Consider the following 3,503-nt stretch of genomic DNA (forward strand, 5'->3'; position numbering starts at 1 on the left):
GGGCTTCGCCGCGGCGGGGCGGGCGGCCCGGCGCCGCGCGGGAGCCGGGCGCGGCGGGGCGGCGTCGCCCGGCGCCTCGCCGCCCGGCGGGGCCGCGGCCCGCTTGCCCGCGTGCTCGTCGAGGAAGGCGCGGCAGGCGGCGCCGGAGGTGGTGTAGCCCCGGGGCGGCTTGATGCCCTTCTGCCGGGCCAGGCTGTCCACGAAGCTCTTCATCGCGGGGGTGGGCGGGCGGTCCGCGCCGCCGCCGCGCCGGGCGCCTCCGAGCAGGGCGGGGTCGACGGCGGGGGCCTCCTGCAGGCGGCCGATGATGCGGCTCGCCTGGGCGCAGACGGCGTCGATGGCGCCCATCATCTCTTGCTGGCCGACCAGCACCTCGTCCAGCAGGCGCTCCATCTGCGCGGTAACGCCGGGGTCGACAAGGGCGGGGTCGGCGCGCTCGAGCACGGCGTGGAGGGAGAGGCCGCGCTCGGTGGGCACGATGTTCTTGCCGTCGGCCACGAGGAACTCCTGCGCCTTCAGGCCGCGGATGATCTCGGCGCGGGTCGCGGGGGTGCCGATGCCCTTGGCCTCCTTCAGCCGCTCCTGCAGCGCCTCGTCCTCCACGAAGCGCCAGGCGTTCTGCATGGCCTCGATCAGCGTGCCCTCGTTGTAGCGGGGCGGCGGGCGGGTCTCCTTGGCCTCCACCGCCGCGTCGTGCAGCCGCGCGGGCTCGCCGTCCCGCAGGGGCGGAAGGAGCTGCGCGTCCTCGCCGCGCTCGTCGGCCGGCTGCCAGTTGGGGAAGGCCGCGCGCCAGCCGAGCTCGATCGGCTGGCGGCCGGCGGCGCGGAAGGGATGGCCGCGGACGTCCATCGTGACGGTGGTCTGCCGGTAGCGGAAGTCCGGCATCACGGCGGCGAGGTAGGAGCGCGCGATGACGTCGAAGAGCTTGCGCTCGTCGGCCGTCAGGCGTGGCCAGGCGGCGCGGAGCGTGTCGACCGTGTTCACGTTGGGGATGACGGCGTGGTGGCTGGCGCCGGCCAGGCCCTTGTCGTGGAAGTGGCCGGAGGCCCCGCGGCGGACGACGGGGGGATCGGGCACCGGCACCTCGGCGAAGGCGCGGCCGACGCGCAGCCCGGCCACGATGCGCGGCACGTCCGGGATGAGGCTCTCGGGCAGGTAGCGCGTCTCGGCGCGGGGGTAGGTGATGACCTTCTTGCCCTCGCCGTCGTAGAGCTGCTGCGCCACCTCCAGCGTGTGGGCCGCCGACCAGCCGAAGCGGGAGCCGCAGAGCTTCTGGAGGGAGGGAAGGTCGTGGAGCCGGGGCGGTCCCTGGCGCTTGTCCTCCACGCGGACGGCAAGCGGGCCCTCGAAGCCCTCGGCCAGGGCGGCGATCGCCTCCGCGTCCTCCCGCTTGAGGATCCTTTCCTTCGGCGCGTGGCGGAGGCGGAGGGAGCCCGCGGCGGCCTCGGCGGTGGCGACGACCTCGAAATAGGCCTGGGGGACGAAGTTTCGGATCTCGAGCTCGCGCCGGCAGACGATGGCCAGCGTCGGCGTCTTCACGCGGCCGACGCCGATCACCGCGCGGGCCCCGCGGGCGAGGGTGACGGTCGCGGTGCGGGTAAGGGAGAGGTTGTAGATCTGGTCCGCCTGGCGGCGCGCGACGGCCGCGGCGTAGAGGCGGGCGAACTCGGCGTTCGGGCGGGCCCGGGCGAAGGCGTCGCGGATGGTCTGCGGGTCCTGGGCGGTGAAGATCACGCGCATGACGCGGCCGCGGTACTTCAGGTGCTCCAGGATCTCCTGGCCGATGAGCTGGCCCTCGCGGTCGCAGTCGGTGGCGAGCCAGACGGTCTCGGCGCCGCGGAGCGCGTCGCGGATCGCCTTCAGCTTGGAAGCCTTGTTGCCGCCCGAGGCGGGCTTGGTGCGGTAGAGGCCCTCGGGCCGGAGAAGGATGGGGGACCAGCGCTTCCACTCCGGCACGGCCTCCTCCGGCTCGACGAGGTCGAAGAGGTGGCCCTCCGCCGGGAGGATCATGCCGTAGCGGGCGCCGACCGCGGCGCGGACGTCCTTCGCCTGGCTGGTCTTCTCGGTGATGACGATCTGGCCGGGCATCGGCGGGGTCGCGGTCCTGTCGCGGGGTGGCGTGGGGGTAGATTGGGATGGGCGCCGTGGCCGGCACGGTGAGGCGTGTCTAGCGCCGCGCGCTTTTCCGCGCCACGCGCCGCCCTGAGGCGGCGGACCGGCTGTTCCGCGCCGGGAAGGGCGGGTAAAGCCGCCGCGCCCATCGCAGAGCCGCATCGCATGAGTCGTTCCCTTCTCCTCGGCCTTTCCCTTCTCCTCGCTTCCGCGGCGGGGCCGGCGGGGGCGGAGACCTGCAGCAGCTCCACCCTCTCCTCCGCCGACTTCGCCGTGGCCCGCTGGTGCGGCGACCCGCCCGCGCCGGGGACGCTGCGCCTAGTGCGGCGGGGCGGTGGGGCGGAAGAGTTCCTCAACGTTCCCCTCGACACCTTTCGCGAGGTGGTGCGGACCCCGCGGGTGGCGCGTTACGTCGAGGAGGAGGTGGCGCCGCGCTTCGAGCGCGGCGTGGCCCGCGCCGAGCCGCCGCTGGCCGCCGCGCGCCGCCGGGCGCGGGTGGAGGGGACGGAAGCCCCGGTACCCGCTGGCGCCACGCGCCGTTCCCGCCGGCCGGAGGCGGCCGGGGACGAGGCCGGGCCTGCCCCGGAGCGGGCCGCGCGGGCCTCCACCGCCGCCCGGCTGCGCGCTGCGGCCCGTCGCCGGGCGGAGGCAGAGCGCGGCTGAGCCGCCTCTTCCCAACACCCGGCGCGTGTGTCGCCGCGGCAAGGGAGGCTGACCGGCCCTAAAATCCTGGCTGCCACCACTTGCCACGGGTCGCTGGGAGAAGTATCTGCCGCCTCCGCTCTCAAGCAGGTTTCCCAGACTAGCGGGTGACCACGAGGTCTCGGCAAGCTTTACGCAAGCATTGCCCAGTATTCTCGGGGGTCCTTATAAGTTAGGGCCTGAGTGGTGGCGGGGAGGATGAAGAAAGATCTTAATGATCGATCTTCGTCTTCTGGAAAGACCGGGGATTTTCTTCTTGGTCTGGACGAAAAAAGGGGTTGATCTCGGCGCCTAGAGCGGCCTATATCACCCCAGCAAGACGGCGGGTTCGCTTCTTCTCCGACGCTTCGGGGCGGAAGGCAGGGCAAGCCGATGGGACCTTCGGGTTCCCTGTTCCTTCAAAATTGCATCGGTCTTTTGGAAGTATGGATGGCTTTTTAGCTGATCCGGTTGTCGCCTTGGCGATGACGGTGGGTTGGCGATGGGGTCATCGGGAGTGGTGAGCGGAGCCTTGATCGAGCGTTGTGTTGGTTATGGGGCGGCCTTTGGGTTGCTCTGTGATTGGCATGATGAACTTGAGAGTTTGATCCTGGCTCAGAGCGAACGCTGGCGGCATGCTTAACACATGCAAGTCGCACGGGCGGTTTTCGGATCGTCAGTGGCGGACGGGTGAGTAACGCGTAGGAACA

Annotated in this window: 2 protein-coding genes and 1 rRNA gene; 2 read left to right on the top strand and 1 reads right to left on the bottom strand. The window is 71.9% G+C overall.

All coding sequences use genetic code 11. From position 1 onward, the window contains the following. The coding region (locus EAH89_RS30560) for a type IA DNA topoisomerase (RefSeq protein WP_140887910.1) at positions 1 to 2,088 on the bottom strand (2,088 nt) is incomplete at its 3' end. A gap of 189 nt (positions 2,089 to 2,277) precedes the next feature. On the opposite strand from EAH89_RS30560, the gene EAH89_RS30565 reads away from it, so the two are divergent. Next, complete coding sequence (locus EAH89_RS30565) at positions 2,278 to 2,775, top strand: hypothetical protein (RefSeq protein WP_140887912.1); 498 nt, start codon at positions 2,278 to 2,280, stop codon at positions 2,773 to 2,775. Between the two features lie 610 nt (positions 2,776 to 3,385). Further along, positions 3,386 to 3,503, top strand: a 16S ribosomal RNA gene (locus tag EAH89_RS30570); the annotation flags it as partial.

The sequence above is a fragment of the Muricoccus nepalensis genome (assembly GCF_006438825.1).
GTDB lineage: Bacteria > Pseudomonadota > Alphaproteobacteria > Acetobacterales > Acetobacteraceae > Roseomonas > Roseomonas nepalensis.